At 66.8% G+C, this 24,288-nt stretch carries 15 protein-coding genes and 1 pseudogene; 11 read left to right on the top strand and 5 right to left on the bottom strand.

The genetic code is table 11. The annotated features are described in order from the left end of the window. Positions 1-623: 623 nt before the first annotated feature. From ACTOWK_RS14210 to ACTOWK_RS14195, 4 genes are all read right to left on the bottom strand, one after another. Complete coding sequence (locus ACTOWK_RS14210; RefSeq protein ID WP_441330776.1) at positions 624-797, bottom strand: hypothetical protein; 174 nt, start codon at positions 795-797, stop codon at positions 624-626. Positions 798-918: 121 nt separating this feature from the next. After that, complete coding sequence (locus ACTOWK_RS14205; RefSeq protein ID WP_441330775.1) at positions 919-1,509, bottom strand: cytochrome P460 family protein; 591 nt, start codon at positions 1,507-1,509, stop codon at positions 919-921. Further along, positions 1,499-2,005 (bottom strand): hypothetical protein, encoded by a 507-nt coding sequence (locus ACTOWK_RS14200; protein ID WP_441330774.1) that lies wholly within the window; start codon positions 2,003-2,005, stop codon positions 1,499-1,501. Before ACTOWK_RS14200 ends, ACTOWK_RS14205 begins: the two co-directional genes overlap by 11 nt. A gap of 81 nt (positions 2,006-2,086) precedes the next feature. Beyond that, on the bottom strand, positions 2,087-2,986 hold the full coding sequence (locus ACTOWK_RS14195; RefSeq protein ID WP_441330773.1) for a helix-turn-helix domain-containing protein: 900 nt from the start codon (positions 2,984-2,986) through the stop codon (positions 2,087-2,089). Positions 2,987-3,269: 283 nt separating this feature from the next. Here ACTOWK_RS14195 and pdxR point away from each other — a divergent pair, with 283 nt between their 5' ends. Further along, on the top strand, positions 3,270-4,727 hold the full coding sequence (gene pdxR, locus ACTOWK_RS14190) for a MocR-like pyridoxine biosynthesis transcription factor PdxR (protein ID WP_441330772.1): 1,458 nt from the start codon (positions 3,270-3,272) through the stop codon (positions 4,725-4,727). Positions 4,728-5,480: 753 nt separating this feature from the next. On the opposite strand, the gene ACTOWK_RS14185 is transcribed toward pdxR, so the two are convergent. Beyond that, positions 5,481-5,933 carry a hypothetical protein gene (locus tag ACTOWK_RS14185; protein WP_441330771.1) on the bottom strand — a complete coding sequence of 151 codons (453 nt, stop codon included), beginning with the start codon at positions 5,931-5,933 and terminating at the stop codon, positions 5,481-5,483. A gap of 101 nt (positions 5,934-6,034) precedes the next feature. Between ACTOWK_RS14185 and sufT the strand changes: the two genes are divergently transcribed. The 10 genes and pseudogenes from sufT (at position 6,035) to ACTOWK_RS14135 (ending at position 24,064) form a co-directional block, all read left to right on the top strand. Next, the gene (gene sufT / locus ACTOWK_RS14180) at positions 6,035-6,586 is read left to right on the top strand and encodes a putative Fe-S cluster assembly protein SufT (RefSeq protein WP_441330770.1); all 552 of its coding nucleotides are present in this window, start codon (positions 6,035-6,037) and stop codon (positions 6,584-6,586) included. A 436-nt stretch (positions 6,587-7,022) separates the two neighbouring features. Beyond that, positions 7,023-8,801, top strand: a complete 1,779-nt coding sequence (locus tag ACTOWK_RS14175; protein ID WP_441330769.1) for a S8 family serine peptidase — start codon at positions 7,023-7,025, stop codon at positions 8,799-8,801. Positions 8,802-9,412: 611 nt separating this feature from the next. After that, the gene (locus tag ACTOWK_RS14170; RefSeq protein WP_441330768.1) at positions 9,413-11,188 is read left to right on the top strand and encodes a S8 family peptidase; all 1,776 of its coding nucleotides are present in this window, start codon (positions 9,413-9,415) and stop codon (positions 11,186-11,188) included. Between the two features lie 285 nt (positions 11,189-11,473). Continuing rightward, positions 11,474-11,995, top strand: coding sequence for a hypothetical protein (locus ACTOWK_RS14165; RefSeq protein WP_441330767.1), 522 nt, complete (start codon positions 11,474-11,476; stop codon positions 11,993-11,995). A 441-nt stretch (positions 11,996-12,436) separates the two neighbouring features. Beyond that, positions 12,437-13,771 (top strand): annotated as a pseudogene (locus ACTOWK_RS14160) (M12 family metallo-peptidase); the annotation flags it as partial. Beyond that, positions 13,757-14,386, top strand: a complete 630-nt coding sequence (locus ACTOWK_RS14155) for a PKD domain-containing protein (protein ID WP_441330795.1) — start codon at positions 13,757-13,759, stop codon at positions 14,384-14,386. The pseudogene ACTOWK_RS14160 and the gene ACTOWK_RS14155, both read left to right, overlap by 15 nt. A gap of 302 nt (positions 14,387-14,688) precedes the next feature. Continuing rightward, complete coding sequence (locus ACTOWK_RS14150) at positions 14,689-16,692, top strand: proprotein convertase P-domain-containing protein (protein WP_441330766.1); 2,004 nt, start codon at positions 14,689-14,691, stop codon at positions 16,690-16,692. Between the two features lie 629 nt (positions 16,693-17,321). Beyond that, on the top strand, positions 17,322-19,334 hold the full coding sequence (locus ACTOWK_RS14145; protein WP_441330765.1) for a proprotein convertase P-domain-containing protein: 2,013 nt from the start codon (positions 17,322-17,324) through the stop codon (positions 19,332-19,334). A gap of 317 nt (positions 19,335-19,651) precedes the next feature. Next, positions 19,652-21,934, top strand: coding sequence for a M14 family zinc carboxypeptidase (locus tag ACTOWK_RS14140; RefSeq protein WP_441330764.1), 2,283 nt, complete (start codon positions 19,652-19,654; stop codon positions 21,932-21,934). Between the two features lie 486 nt (positions 21,935-22,420). Continuing rightward, positions 22,421-24,064: a M20/M25/M40 family metallo-hydrolase gene (locus tag ACTOWK_RS14135; RefSeq protein ID WP_441330763.1), complete on the top strand. Its 1,644-nt coding sequence runs from the start codon at positions 22,421-22,423 to the stop codon at positions 24,062-24,064. The last annotated feature ends 224 nt before the right edge of the window (positions 24,065-24,288 follow it).

Raw genomic sequence — 24,288 nt, 5'->3', positions numbered from 1 at the left:
TTCGCTTTCCGCTCTTAATTGCTTTGCCGGTGAACCGTAGACCCGGAGGGCGCCGCACAGGACGTGCGGCGTTTTCCGATAAGACAGGGACGTCTTATCGGAAAATCCCGGCGCGGGCCGCGTACTCGCAGGGGAGCTTCGTCAAGGAAAGCCCTTTTCTTTGGTTAGCTTTCTTTTGGGCCAGCAAAAGAAAGTAACCCGGCCGCGTCAGCGGACGGAAGCTTTGCTCTTGCTTGAAGGCTGCGCCGGAGGCCGTCAGGACGATGTCGCGACTTGCGTCGCTCCTACCCTAGAAGCCGCGGCTAAGACGCCTCAACCTCGTGTCGTTACCGCCTGCAACTCCAGGGTAGGAGCGGCGCAAGCCGCGACCGCGTCGTGGCAATCTTGCGGCGTCTCGCTCAAGCAAGATCAATATCTAGATCAAACGCTAAGAGCTTCCGCCACTAAAGCGGCGGGTTACTTTTTTTTGTCATAAGCAACAAAAGAAAGGTAACCAAAGAAGTTGCTTTGTTTTGAATCACAGGCCCGCACGAGCGGTGCATCCGCAGGGATTTTTAATACGGGACATCCCTGTCCCGATGAAAAACGGCCCGCATCCCTGCGGGCCGCCCTCCGGGTCTTCTTTAGCCTTCGCTAGTGCGAGACGACGCACAGCAACGGCCAAAGGCTGAACCCAAACCCAAACCCAAACCCAAACCCAAACCCAAAGCCAAAGCCAAAGCCAAACCCAAACCCAAACCCAAACCCAAACCCAAAGCCATGGTCATGGTCATGGTCATGGTCATGGTCATGGTCATGGTCGGAGCCACGATCAGGCTGCAGAGATAGCGGCGAAGCCAGGACCGAGATGGCGAGCATCGCCAGGATTGAACCGCGCAGCAGCCGGTTTCGATGCGTCCCGATTCCAGCGCGCCGGCGTCAGTCCCGCTGAGCCGGCGCAGGCTCAGCCGACGAGTCCTCGTGCCAGCGGCTGAACACCTGGTCGTTTTGCTTCTGGCTGGCGTGACAGGCGGCGCAGCCGTCGCGCTGCGCGGGGCGCAGACGGTCGCGACGTTCGCCGGCGGCGAATTCGGCATAGCCCCAGCCGCCGGTCGCGGCGAAGCGCGCGCTGTCCTTGACCATCACGTCGATGTGCCGGCGCGGTCCCTGGTCGATGGTGGCGTCGCCGTTGTCGCGCGCTTCGAACAAGTCGTAGACCAGCACCGAGCCGTCGGCAAAGCGTCCGCTGCGGTAGCCGTCGAGCGCGGTGGCGTTGGCGTAGATGTGATGCAGCCCGCCGAAGCGCGCAAAGGCGGCGTGGCCGGAGTTGATCAGGCCGCTCTTGATGTGGGTCCAGCGCGAATAGCCGACCGGGAAGGGCAGCGTCTGCGTGTCGGCCGCCGCTGGGGCGGTGCCGCGCGGATCGGCCCCGGTGAATCCGCCGGCGGCGAGCACGCCGCTCGCCGCGGCCAACGCGACGGCGGCGATCGACAGCGCCGTGCGGCTCGGACGCCCGGTGTCAGCGGCCACGAGCGGTTCCGCCCGGGCGCAGGGCGCGACCCACGCACCAGGCGATCGGCCAGGCCACGAAGCAGACGTGGACCAGGATGCTGAGCACGATCCACAACACGTCCTTCGGGATGCCGCCGCCACCGGCGCGCGACAGCGGCACGACGATGAAATTCATCGCCACGAACAGCCACAGGCCGTACAAGGTCGCCGACAACCACGGCCGGCGCAGCATCCAGTCCAGCTTGGTCGCGGCATAGGCGTAGATCGCGGCCATGATCAGGGCGATCAGATAATGCAGGGTGAGGCCGAGCGCCGCGGTCGGGACGCCGCCGGCCAAGGCCGCCTCGCGCCCGATCAGGCCCGAGGCGACGCTGTGCAGGATGCGCTGCGGCGGCACGCCGACGGTCACGCCCCAGTAGGTGATGGCGTAGGCGATGTCGAGCGTGGCTGCGATCAGGCCGCCGATCAGGGTCCATAACGGCAGCGATCGCGCGGAGCGGTGGGCATGGGTCATTGCGGAGGTCTCTGGAGAAGTGCAGCGAAGAGTAGCGAGAGGTGCGGCGCAGCATCGCTTGCGTGCGCCGCGTCGAGCGTTTCAGGCGGCGCAGGTGACTGCGCGCGTGAGCTGGCGGTCGAGGCGCCGTGCCTGGGTGGCGGTGAGGCCGAACGAATTCTTGAAAGCGCGGCAGAACGCGCTCTGGCTCTCGAAACCCAGGGCCTCGGTGATCTCGCACACCGGCATGCGGGTCTCGCGGACCATGCGCCAGGCGCGGTCCGAACGCAGGCGCGAGGCGAATTCGGTCGGCGTTTCGTCGAATACTTCGCGATAGATCCGGATCAGATGGCACGGCGAGTAATTGGCGCTGCGCGCGAGCCGGTTGAGATCGAGGCGGATCTCCGGATGGCGCCGGATCAGATGCTGCACGCGCAGCAGCCGCAGCAGGGTCTGCTGGCGCCGGCGCTGGGTGCGTCCGCTGCAGCGCGGCAGGCGGGTCTGCAGATCGCGCTGTTGATCGATGAGCAACGAGCACAGGGTCCGCAACAAGGCGTCGCCGTTGGCGCTCAGTGCCCCCAACTCGGCCGGCTGCGCGGCCAGCCGCGCCAGCCGCACCATCAGCCGTTGCGCATCGCGCGGGGCCGGGCCTTCCCAGGGAAACAACTCCTCGCTGGTGTTGTCGGCCGAGGTCTGCAGATAACCGCGCCAGGCGGTGTCCGGGCCGCACAGGCACAACCACCAGCACGGCAGGCGCGCGCTGGTGCGCAGGCGGCCGTCGCGCCAGATCTGCAGGTGGCCGGGTTCGAGTTCCCACATGCTGTCGGCGGCTTCCAGGCGCAGCGGTCCGCGCAGGGGCAGCCACAACGACAGCCAGCCGGGCGGCAGATCGAGTTGAACGGCGCGTCCGGAGGCCCGGACCAGGTGCAGGGTCGGCCGGGCGGCCGATTGCGACAGATCGAGATGCTCGGCGAAATGAATCCGGTGATGTTGCAAGTTCATGCGACCCTCGTCCGGGAGGCGTGGCGGGCAGGCGCCACGTTCGTTGGCTCCTAAGCTAGCCATCCCGGGCTGTCATCTGGAGGGCCAATAATCCCGGCCTCGAAGGAGCCAATCGGCCAAGCTCCTTCGCGAGCGCTACCGCCGTCACAGAATGCGTTGCGCCCATGTTGTCGTGCACATGTGCCGACCTAGACCAACTCGCTGACCGGCCCTCGCAACTCGCCCATTGGCTTGGCAATATCGATGGCACAGGCGGCCCGAGGGGGCCAATCCGGAGCCGCGAATGTACCTGCCGCTGGATGGCCGAGGACCGTTGCACGGGCAATTGGTCCGCTCGCTCAAGGACGCGGTGATGACCGGGCGGCTGCCGTCCGGGCTGCGTTTTCCGCCGACCCGCCTGCTGGCCCAGCAGTTGGGGGTGTCGCGCAATACGGTGCTGGCCGCGTACGAGCAACTGCGCGCCGAAGGCTTCATGCAGGCGCGGGTCGGCTCCGGCAGCTATGTCGCCATGCCCGGCGCGCCGGTGCAGCCGCGTTCCGAGCCCCCGCAGCGGGTGGCGCCGCAAAGCGCCTATGCCCGGCGCCTGCGCCGCTACCACGATCACGCCCAGATGCCGGGCCGGCGGGTGCCGGGCGCCTTGCACAGCTTCCAGTACGGCGTGCCGTTCACCAATCCGCTGCTGACCTCGGCCTGGGCGCGGGCGCTGTCGCATGCGGCGGTCTACACCCAGCCGCATTACCCGACCGCGCAGGGCCTGCCGGCCTTGCGCGTGGCGGTCTGCGAATACCTGTCCTTGCGCCGCGGCGTGCATGCGCGGCCCGAGGACATCGTGATCGTCACCGGCACCCAGCAAGCGGTCAGCCTGACCGCGCGGGTAGTGCTCGACGAAGGCGACGAGGTGGTGATCGAAGAGCCGCAGTACTTCGCCGTGCGCGAGGCGTTGCAGATCCACGGCGCGCGCCTGCTGCCGATCCCGGTGGATAGCGAAGGCTTGTGCACCGATCGGTTGCCGGAACGGCCGCCGCGGCTGATCTGCGTGACGCCTTCGCACCAGTTCCCGACCGGCGCGCTGATGTCGTTGGCGCGCCGCCGCGCCTTGCTCGACTACGCCTGCCGCCACGACTGCTGGATCTTCGAAGACGACTACGACGGCGAATTCCGCTACGACGCCCAGCCGCATGCGGCCTTGTGCGGCCTCGACGACAGCCGTCGGGTGATCTACACCGGCACCTTCTCGAAAGTGCTGTTTCCTTCGCTGCGGCTGGGCTACATCGTCGCCCCGCCGGGCTTGCGCGACGACCTGATCAGCGCCAAATGGGTCGACGACTTCGGCTCGCCGGCGATCGAACAGGCCGCACTCGCGCATTTCCTCGCCGACGGCGGCTTCGAACGCCACCTGCGCCGCACCGCGAAGACATTGAAACAACGCCGCGACGCCTTGCTGGGCTCTCTGCGCCGCCTGGCCGGCGACGCCATCGACATCGACGACTCCCACGCCGGCATGCACCTGGTGGTCTGGCTGCGCGACCGCAGCGTCGCCCAGGGCGAAGCCTTCATCGCCCATGCCCAGAGCCGGGGATTGGGTTTGTATTCCATCCTGCCGTATTACTTCCAGCCACCGGCCCGCGCCGGCCTGCTGCTGGGTTTCGGCGCGATGTCGGTAGCGGAGATCGAGGAAGCGGCGCGGGTATTCGCGCTGTGTCTGGGAGAGATGGATTGGGGGATGGGAGCTGCGGGCTGAAGCGTCGATGCTCTCGCTTCTTGCTTCTCGTTGTTGATTTTGCTGTGCGTAGCGGAGCACTAGCGAAGGCAATCGAAGACCCGGAGGGCGGCGCGCAGGGATGCGCGCCGTTTTTCATCGGGACAGGGATGTCCCGTATGAAAAATCCCCGCGTATGCACCGCTCGCGCGGGCCGGTGATTCAAAACAAAGCATTTTTCTTTGGTTACCTTTCTTTTGTTGCTTTAGACAAAAGAAAGTAACCCGCCGCTTTAGTGGCGGAAGCTTTTGGCGTTTGATCTTGATCTTGATCTTGATCTTGCCTGAGCGAGACGCCGCGAGACCGTCGCAGCGCGGTCGCGACTTGCGTCGCTCCTACCCTCATGGCTGCGGCCGGCATCGACGCGAGATTGAAGCGTCGTGGTCGCCGCTTCTAGAGTAGGAGCGGCGCAAGCCGCGACCACGCCCTGTCGGCCTCCGGCGTTTCGATCAAGTAAGTGCAAAGCTTCCGCCCGCTGACGCGGCCGGGTTACTTTCTTTTGCTGGCCCAAAAGAAAGCTAACCAAAGAAAAGGCCTTCCTTGCAAGGGCACAAGCCCGCACGATCGATGCCAACGCAGGGATGCTCCAGACAGGCCATCCATGGCCTGCTTGCGCACGGCCCGCATCCTTGCGGGCCGCCCTACGGGTCTGCTCTTGACCGGCAAGGCTAAATGCACAGGCACAGGCAAAACCGAAGCCACAGCCACAGCCGAAACCGAAACCACAGCCGAAACTCAGCGCGAAGCCAGCACCGCCACCACGGCCGCCGCGGCCAGCCAGGCCAGGTCGGTGCCGGTGTTGGCCAGTTGGATCAGGGTCCAGGCGAAATTCGGCCCCAGCTTCGTTGCAGCCTCCAAGGGGTCCAGCCCGAGCATGGCGCCGACCTGGGAGGAGGCGATGCCCCAATTGGCCACGACCACGATGACCGCGGTCGCGGCCAGGCCCAGCGCGGCCCGGCGCGGGCCCGGGCGCCAGCCGCCCAGGCGCAGCATCCAGGCGATGTCGAGCGCTCCGAACACCGCCATCCAGCTGAACTGATGGTCGTAGGCGACCGAAAACAACACCCAGAACGCCGCGAAACCGAAGGTGCCGAGCAACAGCAGCAGCCAGGAGAACGGGGTGACGCGGCGTTCGCCGCGATCGGCCCGGGCGGGGCTGCGCTGTTCGGTCGGGTGGGCGACGGTCATGGGCGGAACACTGTGGGCGGGGCAAGCCCTACAGCATAGCGGTCCCAGCCCGGTAGAATGGTGCGACTTGTGCTGCGGCACAGCATCCCCATCTTTCCGCCATGTATTCCCGCAGCAGCGAACCCGTCCGTTTCGAGCGCGATTGCGCCGTCGTCCTGGTGCCCCAGGGCGATCAGGTCACTTTGCCCGCGGGCAGCGTCGGCTACATCACCCAGGCCCTCGGCGGCAGTTACACCGTTTTCGTCGAAGGCAACCTGTTCCGCATCGCCGGTCGCGACGCCGACGCGATCGGCAAGGAACCGCCGGAACCGCTGGAACTGTCCGAAGGCGCCGACGACGAAGCCGTCGAGCAATTGGTCTGGCGGCAACTGCGCACCTGTTTCGACCCGGAGATCCCGATCAACGTGGTCGAGCTGGGCCTGGTCTACGAGGCCACCGTCAAGCACCGCGACGACGGCCAGCGCATGGTCGAAGTGCGGATGACCCTGACCGCGCCTGCCTGCGGCATGGGCGATATCCTGGTCGACGACGTGCGCGCCAAGCTCGAGATGATCCCGACCGTGGCCGAGGCCGACGTCGAACTGGTGTTCGACCCGCCGTGGAACCGCAACATGATGTCCGAGGCCGCCCGGCTCGAAACCGGCATGCTCTGAGCGACGCCGCGGCTCCGCCGCTGCCGCTGTTACCGCGTCGCCGACCTCCATCGGCACGCCATTCAACGACCTGAACACGCTGAACCGGCACGGCTCATGGTCGTCGCAGGCGCGCTTCGCCGCGCATTTCGCCGAAGCCATTCGTCGCGCCGCTCCGATGCCGGCGCCGCGGCTTCGCGCCTGCCGCCGCGAAGCCGCATGCGCCCGCGCACTGTCGGAATGCGTGACAGAAGACACGTCCGGGGCCCTGTTAATTGGCCCGTGCCGGCTTGAACACACATTTGCCCAGCGCTTAGCGTGATAACGCGGACCGGGTCATAGCGAGTCCGTACACAAACAGCGCGGACGCTGTCGCGGACAACGAAGGATCGGGTTCGGGCAGACCACCGCGCGTTGACGCCGTCATTCGGCACTTCGTTTTTGGGGGTTCCATCCAATGTCCGATCGTTCCATGCGCGCGATGCGCAAGCACGCGCTGGCCGCCGCCACCGTGACCGCCCTGTCCTGCGTCGCGATGTCCGCCTTCGCCGCCGATCGCATCAACCTCGCCGCCCTGGCCAATGAAAGCCAGGACGAATTCATCGTCAAATACCGCGACGGCAGCGCCCAGCGCAGCAACGCCGCGACCCTGGAGCGCTCGCTCAGCAGCGCCGCGACCGGCTTCGCCGGCAAGGGCAAGGCGCTCGGCCTCAAGCACCTGCGCCGCACCGCGCTCGGTTCGGACGTGGTCCGCGCCGGCCGCAAGCTCGATCGCGTCGAAGCCGAATCGCTGATGCGCCAGATCGCCGCCGACCCGAACGTCGAATACGTCGAGCCGAATGCGCGCATGTATCCGACCGCCACCCCGAACGACACCCGCTTCGGCGAACAGTGGGGCTATACCGATGCCGACGCCGGCATCAACGCCACCACCGCCTGGGACATCAGCACCGGCACCGGCGTGGTCGTGGCCGTCATCGATACCGGCATCACCAGCCACAGCGACCTCAACGCCAACATCCTGCCCGGCTACGACTTCGTCAGCGACGCCACCGCCGCGCGCGACGGCGACGGCCGCGATTCCGACCCGAGCGATCAGGGCGACTGGTTCGTCGCCGGCGAGTGCGGTCGCACCTACAACAGCAATTCGAGCTGGCACGGCACCCACGTCGCCGGCACCGTCGCGGCGGTGACCAACAACGCCAAGGGCGTCGCCGGCACCGCGTACAACGCCAAGGTCGTCCCGGTGCGCGTGCTCGCCAAGTGCGGCGGCAGCCTGGCCGACATCGCCGACGCCATCACCTGGGCCTCGGGCGGCACCGTGTCCGGCGTGCCGGCCAACGCCAACCCGGCCGAAGTCATCAACATGAGCCTCGGCGGCTCCGGCGCCTGCGGTTCGACCTATCAGGCCGCGATCACCGGCGCGGTCGGCCGCGGCACCACCGTCGTCGTCGCCGCCGGCAACGGCAACATCAACGCCGCCGATGCGCGTCCGGCCAACTGCACCGGCGTGATCACCGTCGGTGCGGTCGACAGCGCCGGTGCGCGTTCGGTGTGGAGCAGCACGCAGAAGTCGAACTATGGCTCGGTGGTCGACATCGCCGCACCGGGTTCGAACATCCTGTCGACGCTCAACGCCGGCACCACCACCCCGGGCGCGGAAAGCTATGCGTCCTACGGCGGCACCTCGATGGCGACGCCGCACGTGGCCGGCGTGGTCGCGCTGCTGCAGGCCAAGGCGACGACGCCGAAGACCCCGGCCGAGATCGAGACCCTGCTCAAGAACACCGCGCGCGCCTTCCCGCAGACGCCGGATCAGCCGATCGGCGTGGGCATCGTCGACGCCAAGGCGGCGCTGGATGCGCTCGGCGGCACCCCGAACCCCGGTACCCAGACCTACAGCAACGGCACCGACTACAACATTCCGGACAACAACACGACCGGCGTGACGAGCAGCATCGCGGTGTCGGGCCGCACCGGCAACGCGCCGAGCAATGCGTCGGTGACGGTGAACATCATTCACCCGTACAAGGGCGACCTGAAGGTCGACCTGATCGCGCCGGACGGTTCGGTCTACAACATCCACAACCGCAGCGGCGGCAGCGCCGATAACGTCAGCGGCACGTTCACCGTGAACCTGTCGAGCGAAGCGCTCAACGGCACCTGGAAGCTGCGCGCGGTCGATGCCGCGGCGGTCGACGTCGGCCGCATCGACACCTGGAGCATCACGTTCTGATCGATGGCCTGTTGATGGCCGGCCTGCGCGCTGCATAGGCCCAGGCGCAACACCGACCCCGGCTTCGGCCGGGGTTTTTTTTTGCCGCGGGCAGGGCAGTGCGGCGGCCGCGACGCGGTGCACGAGCCAGTCGCATGGCCGCAGGCCGCAGCGGACGGGCTGCTTTCGATGCGGAGGCAGGCGCGCATTCAGCGATGCGTTGGCGGCCGACGACTGCAGGCATGCAGCGACGAAAGCCGGGCCCGGCGGTGCGCCTGCAGCGCACGCGCATCGGCGGGTCGCGATGCCCACGGCGGCGTGCAAACAGTTGTGTCCGGCGTCGCTTTTTCGCGCTCGGGGTAGGGGGTTTTTCTGTTTTTACGTTGTGACGTCCGCCACACAAGTGCGTAGCAAATGCGTGATTTATTTCACTTTTACGCCACAAAACGGTGACGTCGATCTCTTGTCGTTGCGGCCGCGCAATCGTTAGCGTGGATCGACGGATCGCATCGGCTTTCGCCGGATGCGCTTCCGCTGACAAGTCCGGGCATCGCGGCGTCCTCGTCGTTGCCGTCGGTTCACCGGACGACTCCGCCGCGCTTGCGGCATTTCAGTTTAGGGGTTCTCAACAGATGTCCGTTCGTTCGAATCGCGTACACGCCCTTGCCGCCGCCACCGCCCTGGTGCTGGCTTCGACCGTCGCCGGCTCGGCTTTCGCCGCCGAGCGCGTCAACCTCAGCGGCCTGCAAACCGCCGCCAAGTTCGACCGATTCATCGTCAAGTACCGCGACGGCAGCGTCGAGCGCAGCAGCGCCGCCAGCGTGCAGAGCGCGCTCAGCACCGCCGCGACCGCCTCCGCCGGCAAGGCCAAGGGCCGCGCAGCACTGGGCCTGAAGCACCTGCGCCGCACCGCCATCGGCGCCGATGTCGTGCGCGCCGACCGCGCGCTCGACCGCGTCGAAGCCGAGTCGCTGATGCGCCAGATCGCCGCCGACCCGAACGTCGATTTCGTCGAAGTCGACGTGCGCCGTCATGCCCTGCTGACCCCGAACGACACCCACTACGGCGTGCAGTACGGCTACAACGGCGCCAACGGCGGCATGCGCGTCGACCAGGCCTGGGACGTGTCCACCGGCAGCGGTGCGGTCGTCGCCGTGCTCGATACCGGCATCACCCCGCACAGCGATCTCAACGCCAACATCCTGCCGGGCTACGACTTCATCACCGACTCGTTCGTCTCGCGCGACGGCGACGGCCGCGATTCCAACCCGAACGACGAAGGCGACTGGAACAACGCCACCGAGTGCGACCAGCCCGGCTACGACGTCGACGCCAGCGATTCCAGCTGGCACGGCACCCACGTCGCCGGCACCGTCGCCGCGGTGACCAACAACGCCAAGGGCGTCGCCGGCACCGCCTTCAATGCCAAGGTCGTGCCGGTGCGCGTGCTCGGCCGCTGCGGCGGTTACGACTCCGACATTTCCGACGCCATCGTCTGGGCTTCGGGCGGCAGCGTGTCGGGTATTCCGGCCAACGCCAATCCGGCCGAGGTGATCAACCTCAGCCTCGGCGGCGGCGGCGCCTGCCCGAGCAGCTACCAGACCGCGATCAACGGCGCGGTCGGCCGCGGCACCACCATCGTCGTGGCCGCCGGCAACGAAAGCTCGAACGTCTCCACCTCGACCCCGGCCAACTGCGCCAACGTCATCGCGGTCGCCGCGACCACTTCGACCGGCGCCAAGGCCAGCTACTCCAACTACGGCACCGGCATCGACGTGTCGGCGCCGGGCGACCAGATCGCCTCGACCCACAACGGCGGCACCACCACCCAGGGCGCCGAGCAGTACGTGTACATGAGCGGCACCTCGATGGCGTCGCCGCACGTCGCCGGCGTGGTGGCGTTGCTGCAATCGAAGGCGGCCACGCCGAAGACCCCGGCCGAAATCGAGACCCTGCTCAAGAACACCGCGCGCGCTCTGCCGGGCGCCTGCTCGGGCGGTTGCGGCGCCGGCATCGTCAATGCCAAGGCCGCGCTCGACGCACTGGGCGGCACCCCGCCGACCGGCGTGCAGACCTACACCAACGGCACCGACGTCGCGATTCCCGACAACGCCACGGTCGAAAGCAGCATCGTCGTGTCGGGCCGCACCGGCAACGCGCCGAGCACCGCCTCGATCTCGGTCAACATCGTCCACACCTACAAGGGCGACCTGAAGGTCGACCTGGTCGCACCGGACGGCACCCTCTACAACATCCACAACCGCACCGGCTCGGGCACCGACAACGTCGTCGGCACCTTCACCAAGAACCTGTCGAGCGAAACGCTCAACGGCACCTGGAAGCTGCGCGTCAACGACAACGCCTCTCAGGACACCGGCCGCATCGACACCTGGAGCATCACGTTCTAAGCCCGCCGGCAGGCCGCCCGTGCGGTCCGCCGTCGTTCAGAACCCCGGTTTCGACCGGGGTTCTTTTTTTGAGCTCGCGCGCAGTCACCGAGGTGAACGCACGCCGACTTCCGGCTATGCCGGTCGGCGCACTCACGTCCGCCGGCGAACGCCGGGAGTAAGCTTCGGACGTCGCCGGCAGCGGGTCGCGACCGGCCGCGATGCCCTTCGCATCGCATCGCGGGCCGCAACCCCGAAACCCCTGCTCGTGCGTTTCATCGACACCCGCTTACAGGAGAAGCCCGCATGCCGTTCCCGGTCCGTACGCTGTGGCTGTCGTCCACGGCCTTGTTCCTCTCCATTGCGATGACCGCCTGCATGGCCTCCAGCACCACTCCCGACAACGCTCCCGGCGCGAGATCCCAAGTGAATTCCGAGGTCAATCCGGAAGTGAATCCGAACCCGAGGCGGGCGCCGGCCCAGGTCGGCGAACCCGCGGGCGGCGGTCCGTTCGCGCAGTTCATCGTCAAGTACCGCGACGATAGCGCTCCGCTCAAGCAGCAAGGCACGGTGCAGACGCGCTTGAACCAGACTGCGCAGCGCCTGCAGGGCGTGGCCGGAAAAAGCGGCGCTGCGCCGACCCTGACCTGGAAGCACCGCATGGGCATCAATGCCGATGTGTTCAGCGTCAGCCCGGCGCTCGATCGCGCCGGCGCGCAGCGCCTGATGCAGGCCTTCGCCGCCGATCCGGACGTGCAGTTCATCGAACCCGACAACCACATCGCACTCGATCCGATCATTCGCGGGCCCGAGGTCATCGAGAAATAGGCGCTTGCGCGGCGCGCCGTTCCGGCCCTCCAGCGAGGCTGCAAGAAATTCATTGACGCAGACCACGTAATATTCGCTGCGAAGCACAAAAAACCCCGGATTTTTCCGGGGTTTTTTGTTGCGCGAACGGCGTCGGAATGCGGAGGTTTTCGCGCGCGGTAATTCGCGGATTTGGCGCGCGCGAAAGAGTTTTCCGATGCATGACCTGCATCACGAACGGTGCCGCCGAATCGGCCGCCGGACCATTGCCGCGGCCTTGCGCGAAACGTTAGCGTCGAAGTGCGGACGAGACGACGACTCGATCCGCGATCGAGATCGCAAACGCCAGACCGGACACGATGGTGAAGCAGCGCCGCCGCACAGGCCGTCGCCTTGCCACGATGTCCCGGCGACCACCTTTCGGCCGCGCCTGCGGCTTTCCTACCTTCGGGGGTTCCACCAATGACCAGCACGTCTCGCAACCGCGCGCGCGGTTTGATTACCGCTCGCGTCGCCGTACTCGCATCCGCGATCGCCGCATTGCCGGCCTTCGCCGCACAACCCTTGTTCGTTGGCGACGCCACACCGCGCGCCGGCATCGCCGGCAGCCAGGGCTCGTCCGCCTTGAACCGTGCGCAGAGCCTGGCCGCCGCGCCGGCCACCGCATCGCTGCGGCTCAAGCGCGCCAACGCCGCCGTGGTCAGCGCGCAGACCCGCGAAATCGAACTGCAACTCGGCGGCCACCTGGTCGATGCGGTGCTCGACAGCGCTCGCGAGACCGGCACCGGCAGCACCGTCTGGCTGGGCCATCTGCGCAATACCGGCAAGGCGGCTGCGCGCACCGCGCGCGAAGTGCGCCACGACGAACGCAACTCGGTCGCCCTGGTGCGCCGCGGCAACGGGGTCACCGGCAACGTCCGCGTCGACGGCCAGCTGTATCGCATCCGTCCGCTCGCCGACGGCAGCCATGCGGTGATCGAAGTCGACGAAAGCCGCATGCCGCCGGACCACGCCGCCGACTACAGCGAAGCGAATCTGCCGCAGATCGACATGCGTGCGGCCGCGATGCAGGCCACCCGTAACAGCGGCGGCCTGGTCGGCCCGGCCGCGACCGAACCGGGCGCCACCGCGACCATCCGCGTCCAGGTGGTCGCGACCAACGACGCGGTCACGGCCTATGGCGGCGACATGCAGGCGCTGGTCGAACTGGCCGTGGCCGAGAGCAACCAGGGCTACGTCAATTCCAACGTCGGCATCAACATGGTGTTGGCCAACTACCGCACTGTGCAATACACCTCGGTCGGCGACGGCCACGCCACCGACGTGGACCGCTTCGAAGGCACCGCGGACGGCTACATGGACGACGTCCACGCTACCCGCGATACCAACGCGGCCGACGTCAACGTCCTGGTCATCAACGACGACAGCAACTGCGGCCGCGCGGCGGCTATCGGTTCCAACGCCGCCACCGCGTTCGCGACCGTGCACTACGATTGCGCCACCGGCTACTACAGCTTCGCCCACGAAATCGGCCATCTGCTGTCGGCTCGCCACAACCCGCAAAACGATCCGAACACGCAGCCTTACGCCTACGGCCATGGTTACCAGTACATGCCCGCCCAGGGCGCTCGCTGGCGCACCATCATGGCCTACCAGTGCCCGGGCACGGCCTGCACCCGCCTGAACTACTGGTCCAATCCGGACATCACCTACGGCGGCGTGGCCATGGGCACGGCCGATGTGAACCATAACCAGCGCGTGCTGGTGCAGACCAAGGCGGCGATGGCGGCATTCCGCGCCGATCCGGGCGCCAACGTCGCACCGGTGGCGAACTTCAGCTCCAGCGCCAGCGGCCTGACGGTGAACTTCACCGACAGCTCCAGCGACAGCGACGGCAGCATCGCCTCGCGCAGCTGGAACTTCGGCGACGGCACCAGCTCGACCGCGACCAACCCGAGCAAGACCTACACCGCGGCCGGCACCTACAGCGTCGTGCTGACCGTCACCGACGACGACGGCGCCACTCACAGCAAGACGGCCTCGGTCACGGTCAACGCCAGCGGCGTGCAGACCTATACCAACGGCACCGACGTCAACATCCCGGACAACAACGCCACCGGCGTGAGCAGCAACATCGCCGTGTCCGGGCGCAGCGGCAACGCGCCGAGCAACGCCAGCATCTCGGTCAACATCGTCCACCCGTACAAGGGCGATCTGATCGTCGACCTGCTGGCGCCGGACGGTTCGGTCTACAACATCCACAACCGCAGCGGCGGCAGCGCCGACAACGTCACCGGCAGCTTCACCAAGGACCTGTCGAGCGAGCCGCTCAACGGCACCTGGAAGCTGCGGGTGGCCGACCGCGCCTCGCAGGACGTCGGCCGCATCGACACCTGGAGCGTCACGTTCTGAACCTCGCGCTCTGATTCGCTTCACGTTTTGAGGGACCTCCGTTCGAGGGACCTCGTGCACGGGGGAGCCCGGTTCCGAGGAGCCGGGCTCCTGAAACACCGGCGGGCTTGGGGGAGCCCGCTTTCCGCTCGACGATGGTCTGAAACGGCCGCGGCGAGGTGCGATCCGGACGCGGACCGCGCATCGCTGCGGACGCGCTCGCCCGGCATCCGGCCCTTCGCCTCGAGGGGCCGGATGCATCGGGCCGGCCGGACCGCGCTGCGGACCTCGCCACCGTCGTCCTTCTCAACATGGAGCAAGTAATGAAACGACTGACCGCTTCCCTGGCCCTGCTCGCACTATCGATCGGCAGCGCGCTCGCCGCCCCGAACCTGCGTCCGGCGGCCTTCGACCACGCCCGCCTCTCGCGCATCGACCGCGTCGCCCTGCGCAGCATGCCGGCGGTGGACGTAGCCAAGCTGCGCGCCGAAGACCTCAAGCGCGGCCGCAACGAAGCGCCGCGCTTCGCCACCGCCTTGCCGGTGGACATGAACACCCTCAACAGCGGCACCTGGGAAGATCTCGACGCCGACCACGCGGTCTGGCGCACGCGCATCGAATCCAAGAACGCGCTGACCCTGAATTTCCATTTCGATCAGTTCAAGCTGCCCGCCGGCGCGCGCATGCTGATCTATCCGGCCGACCAGGCGCCGGGCTCCAACGCCTCGCGCGTGCGCAGCTTCACCGCCGCCGACAACAACGACTTCAACGAACTGTGGACGCCGGTGGTGATCGGCGACGAAGCGGTGATCGAAGTGGTCGTGCCGCGCGCCAAGGTCGGCGAGCTCAAGCTGCACCTGGCCGCGGTCCACCACGACTACAAGGGCCTCGGCAGGCTCGCGCGCGATGCCGCGCTGGAGCAGCCGACCGGCGTGTCGGGCAGCTGCAACATCGACGTGGTCTGCCCCGAAGGCAACGGCCACCGCGACGTGATCCGCTCGGTCGCGGCGTACTCCAAGCAGGGCACCATGTGGTGCACCGGTTCGCTGGTCAACAACACCGCGAACGACAAGAAGATGTACTTCCTGACCGCGAACCACTGCGGCATGACCACCGCCGCGATCGCCTCGAGCATGGTGGTGTACTGGAACTACCAGAACTCGACCTGCCGCGCGCCGGGCTCGTCCTCCAGCGGCGCCAACGGCGACGGCTCGCTGTCGCAATCGCAGACCGGCGCGGTCGTGCGCGCGACCAACGCCGCTTCCGACTTCACCCTGCTCGAACTCAACACCGCCGCCAACCCGGCCTACAACCTGTTCTGGGCCGGCTGGGACCGCCGCGACCAGAACTTCGCCGGCGCGACCGCGATCCATCATCCCAACGTCGCCGAGAAGCGCATCAGCCACTCGACCACCGCGACCCAGATCAGCGGCTACAACGGCGCCAGCGGCAGCACCCACCTGCACGTGTTCTGGCAGGCCAACGGCGGCGTGACCGAGCCGGGCTCGTCGGGTTCGCCGGTCTACAGCCCGGAGAAGCGTGTGCTCGGCCAGCTGCACGGCGGTCCGTCGAGCTGCTCGGCGACCGGCGCCGACCGTAGCGACTACTACGGCCGCGTGTTCACCTCCTGGACCGGTGGCGGCTCCGCTGCCACGCGGCTGAGCAACTGGCTCGACGCGAGCGGCACCGGTGCGCAGTTCATCGACGGCATCGATTCCAGCGGCACCCCGACCAACACCCCGCCGGTGGCGAACTTCAGTTCCACGGCCAGCGGCCTGACCGTGAGCTTCACCGACAGCTCCAGCGACAGCGACGGCACCATCGCCTCGCGCAGCTGGAACTTCGGCGACGGCACCAGCTCGACCGCGACCAACCCGAGCAAGACCTACACCGCGGCCGGCACCTACACCGTCACCCTGACCGTCACCGACGACGACGGCGCCACCCACACCAAGACCGCCTCGGTCACGGTCGGCACCGGCGGTGCGCAGACCTATACCAACGGCACCGATGTTGCCATCGCCGACAACGCCACGGTCGAAAGCTCGATCGTCGTTTCCGGCCGCAGCGGCAACGCACCGGTCAGCACGCCGATCGCGGTCAACATCGTCCACACCTACAAGGGCGACCTGAAGGTCGACCTGGTGGCGCCGGACGGCACCCTGTACAACCTGCACAACCGCAGCGGCGGCAGCGCCGACAACATCAACCAGACCTACACCAAGAACCTGTCGAGCGAAGCGCTCAACGGTACCTGGAAGCTGCGGGTCAACGACAATGCGAGCGCCGACACGGGTCGCATCGACAGCTGGAGCATCACTTTCTGACCGACTGAACCGTCGCCACCTCGCATCGTCGCGATGTTCGCGAAAACCCCGGCTTCGGCCGGGGTTTTCGTTTGCCGGGTAGACGATGTCTCGCTAGCGCATCTGTCTGGGGCGCCGCTGCGGTTTTACCGATGGGCACTGCCGTTGCGGGTGCGACGGAAACGGCCGGAGGGGTTTCGGCGTGCGCTGGAACGACGCCGTCGGATCGATGGCGGCGATGGTCTGCGTCGTATCGAGCCGGAGTTCCCCGGGTTCGTGTCGTCCATTGCATCATGAACGCGGACAGGTTCTCAGTTTCTATTTCCGGTCGAGCACACCGATTTCAATCGAAACAAATCTTCGTTGTATGCGTGACGCCAGGCACGGATGCGATGTCGACTGGGCGGGTTTGCGTCTTGTTGTGCGCGACGCGTGTGCCTCAGAGTCGCGCCGTGGTCGCAGCGGCACGCTTGCAATGCGCACCACGCGTCGTAGAAAAAACGCACGCTCAGGGGAAGCATGCGGCCTCGCTGCATCAAACGCTGGAGCATCCAGTTCCCATCGCCTGACCCCGTCGCCATCGCCATTGTCGAACACACACCGGCCCAGCCGGCGTCGCGGTCTTGCCTCTACTACGGACGGAGAGACTCATGAAACGACTTTGTGGTTCCTTGTTGTTGCTCGGACTGTCGATCAGTGCCGCACTTGCCGCACCGGCCACGCGCCCGGCGGCCTTCGATCACGCCAACATCTCGCGAGTGGGCCAGATCGCGCTGCGCGCGATGCCGGCGGTGGACGTCGCCAAGTTGCGCGCGGAAGACCGCGTGCGCGAAGCGCGCAACGAGATTCCTCGCTTCGCCGCGCCGATGGACGTCGACATGACGCCGCTGAATTCGGGCGTGTGGGAACAACTCGACGACGAGAACGTCATCTGGCGCCAGCGCGTGCGCTCGGATAAGGCGTTGTCGTTGAACTTCGGCTTCACCCGGTACCACATGCCGGCCGGCGGCCGTCTGCTGGTCTATCCGGCGACCCAGACCGCAGGCGGCGATCGCAGCCTGATCCGCGAATACACCGACCGCGACAACAGTCCTTCCGGCCAGTTGTGGACGGCGATCGTCGACGGCGAAGAGGCGGTCATCGAAGTGGTCGTGCCCAGCGCGAAGATGGGCGAACTCAAGCTGCAGCTGACCAAGGTCAACCACGGCTACGAGGCGTTCGGACAAGTCGCGGGCCGCCTGACCGCGGCCCAGGGCGAGAAGGGCGTGTCCGGCAGCTGCAACATCGACGTGGTCTGCCCTGAAGGCGATGGCCGTCGCGATATCATCCGATCGGTCGCGGCCTACTCGAAGAACGGCTCGCTGGCCTGTACCGGCTCGCTGGTCAACAACACCGCCAACGACAAGAAGATGTACTTCCTGACCGCGCACCATTGCGGCATGGGTACGGCGTCGACCGCGGCGAGCATCGTGGTGTACTGGAACTACCAGAACTCGACCTGCCGCCCGCCGAACACGCCCGCCAGCGGCGCCAACGGCGACGGTTCGATGGCCAACACCCAGTCGGGTTCGACCTACAAGGCGACCTACGCGACCTCGGACTTCACCCTGCTCGAACTCAACACGCCGGCCAACCCTGCGTTCAATCTGTTCTGGGCCGGTTGGGACCGCCGCGACCAGAACTATCCGGGCGCCATCGGTATCCATCACCCGAACGTGGCCGAGAAGCGCATCAGCAACTCGACCAGCCCGACCTCGTTCGTGGCCTGGGGCGGCGGCGCCGGCACTACCCACTTGAACGTGCAGTGGCAGCCGACTGGCGGCGTCACCGAGCCGGGTTCCTCGGGCTCGCCGATCTACAGCCCCGAGAAGCGCGTGCTGGGCCAGTTGCACGGCGGCCCGTCGAGCTGCAGCGCCACCGGCACCAACCGCAGCGACCAATACGGACGCGTGTTCACCTCGTGGACCGGCGGCGGTGCGGCGGATTCGCGCCTGAGCAACTGGCTCGACCCGGGCAACACCGGTGCGCAGTTCATCGACGGCCTGGATTCGGGCGGCGGCACGCCGAACAATCCGCCGGTGGCGAACTTCACCTCGTCGGTCAGCGGCCTCACCGCGACCTTCACCGACAGCTCCACCGACAGCGACGGCAGCATCGCCTCGCGCAGCTGGAACTTCGGCGACGGCACCACCTCGACCGCGACCAACCCGTCCAAGACCTACAGCGCCGCCGGTACCTATACCGTCACGCTGACCGTCACCGACGACGACGGCGCGACCAACACCAAGACCGGTACGGTCACGGTGTCGGGCGGCCCGGGTGCGCAGACCTACACCAACGAGACCGACGTGGCGATCAGCGACAACGCCACGGTGGAAAGCTCGATCACCGTGGCCGGCCGCAGCGGCAACGGTTCGGCGACCACGCCGGTCCAGGTGACGATCTACCACACCTACAAGAGCGACCTGAAGGTCGATCTGGTGGCGCCGGACGGTACGGTCTACAACATCCACAACCGCACCGGCGGCAGCGCCGACAACGTCATCGGCACCTACACCAAGAACCTGTCGAGCGAACCGCTCAACGGTACCTGGAAGCTGCGCGTCAACGACAATGCGAACCTGGACACCGGCCGCATCGACAAGTGGAGCATCACGTTCTGATCCACCGACGCCGCGTGCCGTGAGGCGCGCGGCGTTTTCCATCGGCGCTTGCCCGAACGCGGGCAAGCGCTTCGGGCGAAAGCGCGCTTCGCCCGGGCGCCGGCGGCAGCGCATTGCGATCGCGTCGCTGCGCGCATCCCGATCCGACGACGTGGCATGCGTCGTTGCCGACCACAGCGCCGTTCTGCCGTACGCATCACGAAAGCGAGGCATGACCGCGACGAGCGAGGCTTGTCAGCCGTCGGGCCGCGTACCCAGCATGGTGGCCGCACCCACCGCATCGCTGTCCAACGTACCGGTACCTGGAGAGTTTCCCTATGCGCTTCCAATACGCCGCGCTGCCCCTGTTGCTGGCCTTGTCCGCCAGCGTCCAGGCAGCCGATGAGCTGCCCGTCTTCGTCACCGCCAAATACACCAACAGCGCACAGTTGCAACGCATCGCGTCGCGCTTCCAGCATCTGATCGTCGACCGCGAGGCCAAGACCGTCCGTGTCGAAGCCATGTCCGAGGATCTGCTCGCGCTGAGCCGCGCGGGCTTCAAGTACGAAATCGATCGCGATGCGACCGAGAAGCTGCAGCGCCTGCAGACCGCGCTGCAGAGCTCCGCGCTCGGCATCAAGAGCATTCCCGGCTATGCCTGCTATCGCACGGTCGAGGAAACCTATACGACCATGGACCAGTTGGCCTCGAGCAAGCCGCAGCTGGCGCGGGTGACCAACATCGGCCCGAGCTGGCAGAAGACCCAGAGCGCCGGCACCGGCTACGAGATGAAGGTGCTCAAGCTGACCAACTCGGCGACCGATGCCGCGCTGCCGAACAAGCCGACCCTGGTGTTGTTCGGTTCGATCCATGCGCGCGAGTACACGCCGGCCGAGACCGTCACCCGCTTCGCCGAGTGGCTGGCCAACGGCTACGGCAGCAACGACGAAGCGACCTGGTTGCTCGACAACTTCGCCTTCCAGTTCGTGCTGCAGGCCAACCCCGACGGGCGCAAGAAAGCCGAGGCGGGTTCGTCCTGGCGCAAGAACGTCAACAACAGCAACGGCGCCTGCAGCGCTTCGTCGATCGGCGTCGACCTCAACCGCAACTTCCCCTATCACTGGAACAGCGCCGCCGGCGGCTCCAGCGGCAATGCCTGCGCCGAAACCTACCGCGGCCCCACCGTGGCCTCGGAACCGGAGACGCAGAACCTGATGCGCCTGGTCGCCGGCGCCCGCAACAGCAGCGGCGTCTACACCGGCGGCATCTTCCCGGACCGTCGTTCCGACGACGTCAACACCGCCGCGCCCGAGGATTACCAGGGCATCTTCATGGACATCCACAGCGCCGCCCAACTGGTGCTGTGGTCGTGGGGCGACACCAGCAACCCCGCGCCGAACAGCGCTGCGCTGCGTGCGCTCGGCCGGCGCATGGCGTTCCACAACAATTACCGTCCGCAGCAGTCCGACGAGCTCTACGCCACCGACGGCACCACCGACGACACCATGTACGGCCTGCTCGGCGTGCCGGCGTACACGATCGAGCTGGGCGTGTCGTTCTTCGAGAGCTGCAGCACCTTCCAGGGCACGACCCTGCCGGACAACCTGAAGTCCCTGCGCTATGCCGCGCGCAGCCTGTGGGCGCCGTACAAATTGCCGTCCGGCCCGGACACCACCGCGCTCAGCGTGTCCACGGCGACGGTGCCGGCCGGCACCCCGGTCGCGCTGACGGCGACCGTCGACGACAGCGTGTTCAACCAGAGCAACGGCTCCGAGCCGGTGCAGAACATCGCTTCGGCGCGGGCCTATCTAGACGCGCCGCCGTGGGCCGCCGGTGCGGTGTCGTATCCGCTCAACGCGAGCGACGGCAGCTTCAACAGCAGCCGCGAGGTGGTGACCGCGAACATCCCGACCAGCGGCCTCGCCGACGGCGTGCATACCTTGTATGTGCAAGGCACCGACGCGGCCGGCAAGCCGGGCACGCCGAACGCAGTGCGCTTCACCGTCGGCGGCACCGGGCCGGGCAACACGCCGCCGGTGGCGAACTTCACCTCCAGCGTCAGCGGCCTCAGCGTGAACTTCACCGATAGCTCCAGCGACAGCGACGGCAGCATCGTCGCGCGCAGCTGGAACTTCGGCGACGGCACCACCTCGACCGCGACCAATCCGTCCAAGACCTATGCTGCGTCCGGCACCTATACGGTCACCCTGACCGTCACCGACGACGACAACGCCAGCCACAGCAAGACCGGCTCGGTCACCGTCAGCGGTGGCGGCGGCACCCAGACCTACAGCAACGGCACCGACGTACAGATCCCCGACAATGCCACGGTCGAGAGCAGCATCGTGGTGTCCGGCCGCACCGGCAACGCACCGATCGACGCGTCGGTGGCGGTCAACATCCTGCACAGCTACAAGAGCGATCTGAAGGTCGACCTGGTGGCGCCGGACGGCACCCTCTACAACATCCACAACCGCAGCGGCGGCAGCGCCGACAACGTCGTCGGCACCTTCGTCAAGAACCTGTCGAGCGAGCCGCTCAACGGCACCTGGAAGCTGCGCGTCAACGACAACGCCACCCAGGACACCGGCCGCATCGACAGCTGGAGCATCACCTTCTGATCGCCTCCAGCGCTTAGGCGAGCGATACCGCGCATCCCCGGCTTCGGCCGGGGATGCGCGTTTGTGTGCGAAGCATTCATGCGACGAGTTTCGGCGCAGCCGCATGCTGCGCTGCACGGCGACGGCATCGGGCCTGCGCGACGGCGATGTTTTCCATCGTCGAAACAGTGAAAATTCCGTGGTTTTCCTATCTGTTTCGCCATGCGGACGTGCACGGTAAGCGGTTACTGCGCGTATGCATGACCGAGGTCACGAACGCGAATGTGCGCTCGAACAGGTTGTCGCTTGTCCGTCATATCGCATCGCGCTTAGGGTCGAGTCCCGGGCGTATCGGAACGTTTCTCCCCGCACCGTTCGGCGCCGCTTTCACGCGCAGCAAACTCTCGCGACGGCCCGCACTCTGCGCGGCCGTCATCCCAGTCCATCGCGTCCCTGCGCCGATGCCGCCCGCATCCGGCCGGGCGACGCCGAACAGGAGCGCCTTCCGTGAACAAGCACTTAGCCCCGTTGCCCGCCTTGCTCGCCCTCGCATTGTCGGCCGCCATCGCACCGGCGATCGCGCAGACGCATACCCACGATCACGCACGTCCGGCCGACGCCACCGATAATCCGTTCCAGCCGGTGTTCATCGTCACCTCGCGCGAGACTTTCGACGCCGGCGTGCAGTCGCTCGCGCGCAACGCCACCGGCGTCAGCAATAAGGCCGGCGCCAAGCTGGTGGTGGCGGAACTGAAGACCTATCAGCTCGCCGACGTGACCCGTCATGTCCACGAGAAGGAAAAGCGCTGCGGCGGTTTCGTCGCCTTCGACACCCGCGAAGAGGCCGAAGCGTTCGTACGCAGCGAGCGCAGCGTCGAAGCGATGAACACCAAGTTCGCGACCTATACCATCGACAACCAGGCGACGGTCACCCCGTGGCTGAGCCAGGTCGCCGAAGCCAACATCCGCGGCACCATCAGCCACCTGTCGACGCAATATCCGAACCGTTACTACGCCTCCAGCCACGGCCGCACCTCGGCGACCTGGATCAAGGACACCTGGGCCGGCCTCGCCAACGGCCGCAGCGACGTCACCGCAGAGCTCTACACCGGCTGCACCACCTGTTCGACCCAGCCTTCGGCGATCCTGACCATCCAGGGCAGCGAGCTGCCGAACGAAGTGGTCGTGCTCGGCGCACATCTGGATTCGATCTCCAGCAGCGGCAGCGGCGATGCGATGAACGCACCGGGCGCCGACGACGACGCATCGGGCATCGCGACCCTGACCGAAGTGCTGCGGGTGGCGATGGCGAGCGGTTACAAGCCCAAGCGCACGATCAAGTTCATGGGCTATGCCGCCGAGGAAGTCGGTCTGCGCGGCTCCAAGGCGATCGCCACCGATTTCCAGAATCGCGGCGTCAACGTGGTCGGCGTGTTGCAGCTCGACATGACCAACTACCGGACCAGCGGCGCACCGGCGGTGCGTCTGGTCAGCGATTACTCCAACTCCAGCCTGCAGCAGTTCCTGCGCGATCTGTACACGACCTACCTCGGCGGCACCGTGGGCAGCTACACCTGCGGCTACGGTTGCTCCGACCACGCCTCGTGGACCTCGGCCGGCTTCCCCGCGGCGATCTACTTCGAGGGCGGCAATTCCAGCGGCGGTTACTTCGGGTCCATCCACACGCCCAACGACACCCTCGCCAACATGGGCAGCTCGGCCGCCAACAGCGTGCCCTTCGCCAAGCTCGGCCTGGCCTTCCTCGGCGAACTCGGCAAGACCGCCGGCACCGGCCCGGGCCCGGGTCCGGGCACGACGTACACCAACGGCACCGACTACGCGATCAACGACAACGCCACCGTCGACAGCCCGATCACCGTGTCCGGCCGCACCGGCAACGCACCGACCAGCGCTTCGGTCTCGGTCAACATCATCCACACCTATCGCGGCGACATGAAGGTCGACCTGGTCGCGCCGGACGGCTCGCTCTACAACATCAGCAACCGCGCCGGCGGCAGCGCCGACAACCTCAGCGGCACCTTCACCTTCAACCTGTCCAGCGAACCGCTCAACGGCACCTGGAAGCTACGGGTGAACGACAACGCCAACAACGACGTCGGCCGCATCGACACCTGGAGCATCACCTTCTGACGATAGTCGCTGCATGAAGCAAGGGAACGGGCTCCTCTGCGGAGCCCGTTTCTCTTTGGGGCGGCGATGCCCGTCGCCGATGCCCTGAAGCGGTTGGCTGGATCGAGACCAGGCTGTCCAAACCCGGTTCGGTACGGTCTGTATGCAGTGCCGTTGCACCGCAAGTCTCTGTTTTTGCGCGGTATTCGCGCTCGGCCACCACGGTTTCGTGAAGGTGAATCGCT

This window comes from Lysobacter sp. CA196 (assembly GCF_052078695.1).
Taxonomy (GTDB): Bacteria; Pseudomonadota; Gammaproteobacteria; order Xanthomonadales; family Xanthomonadaceae; genus Lysobacter.
This window is presented reverse-complemented; position numbering and strand designations above follow the sequence as displayed.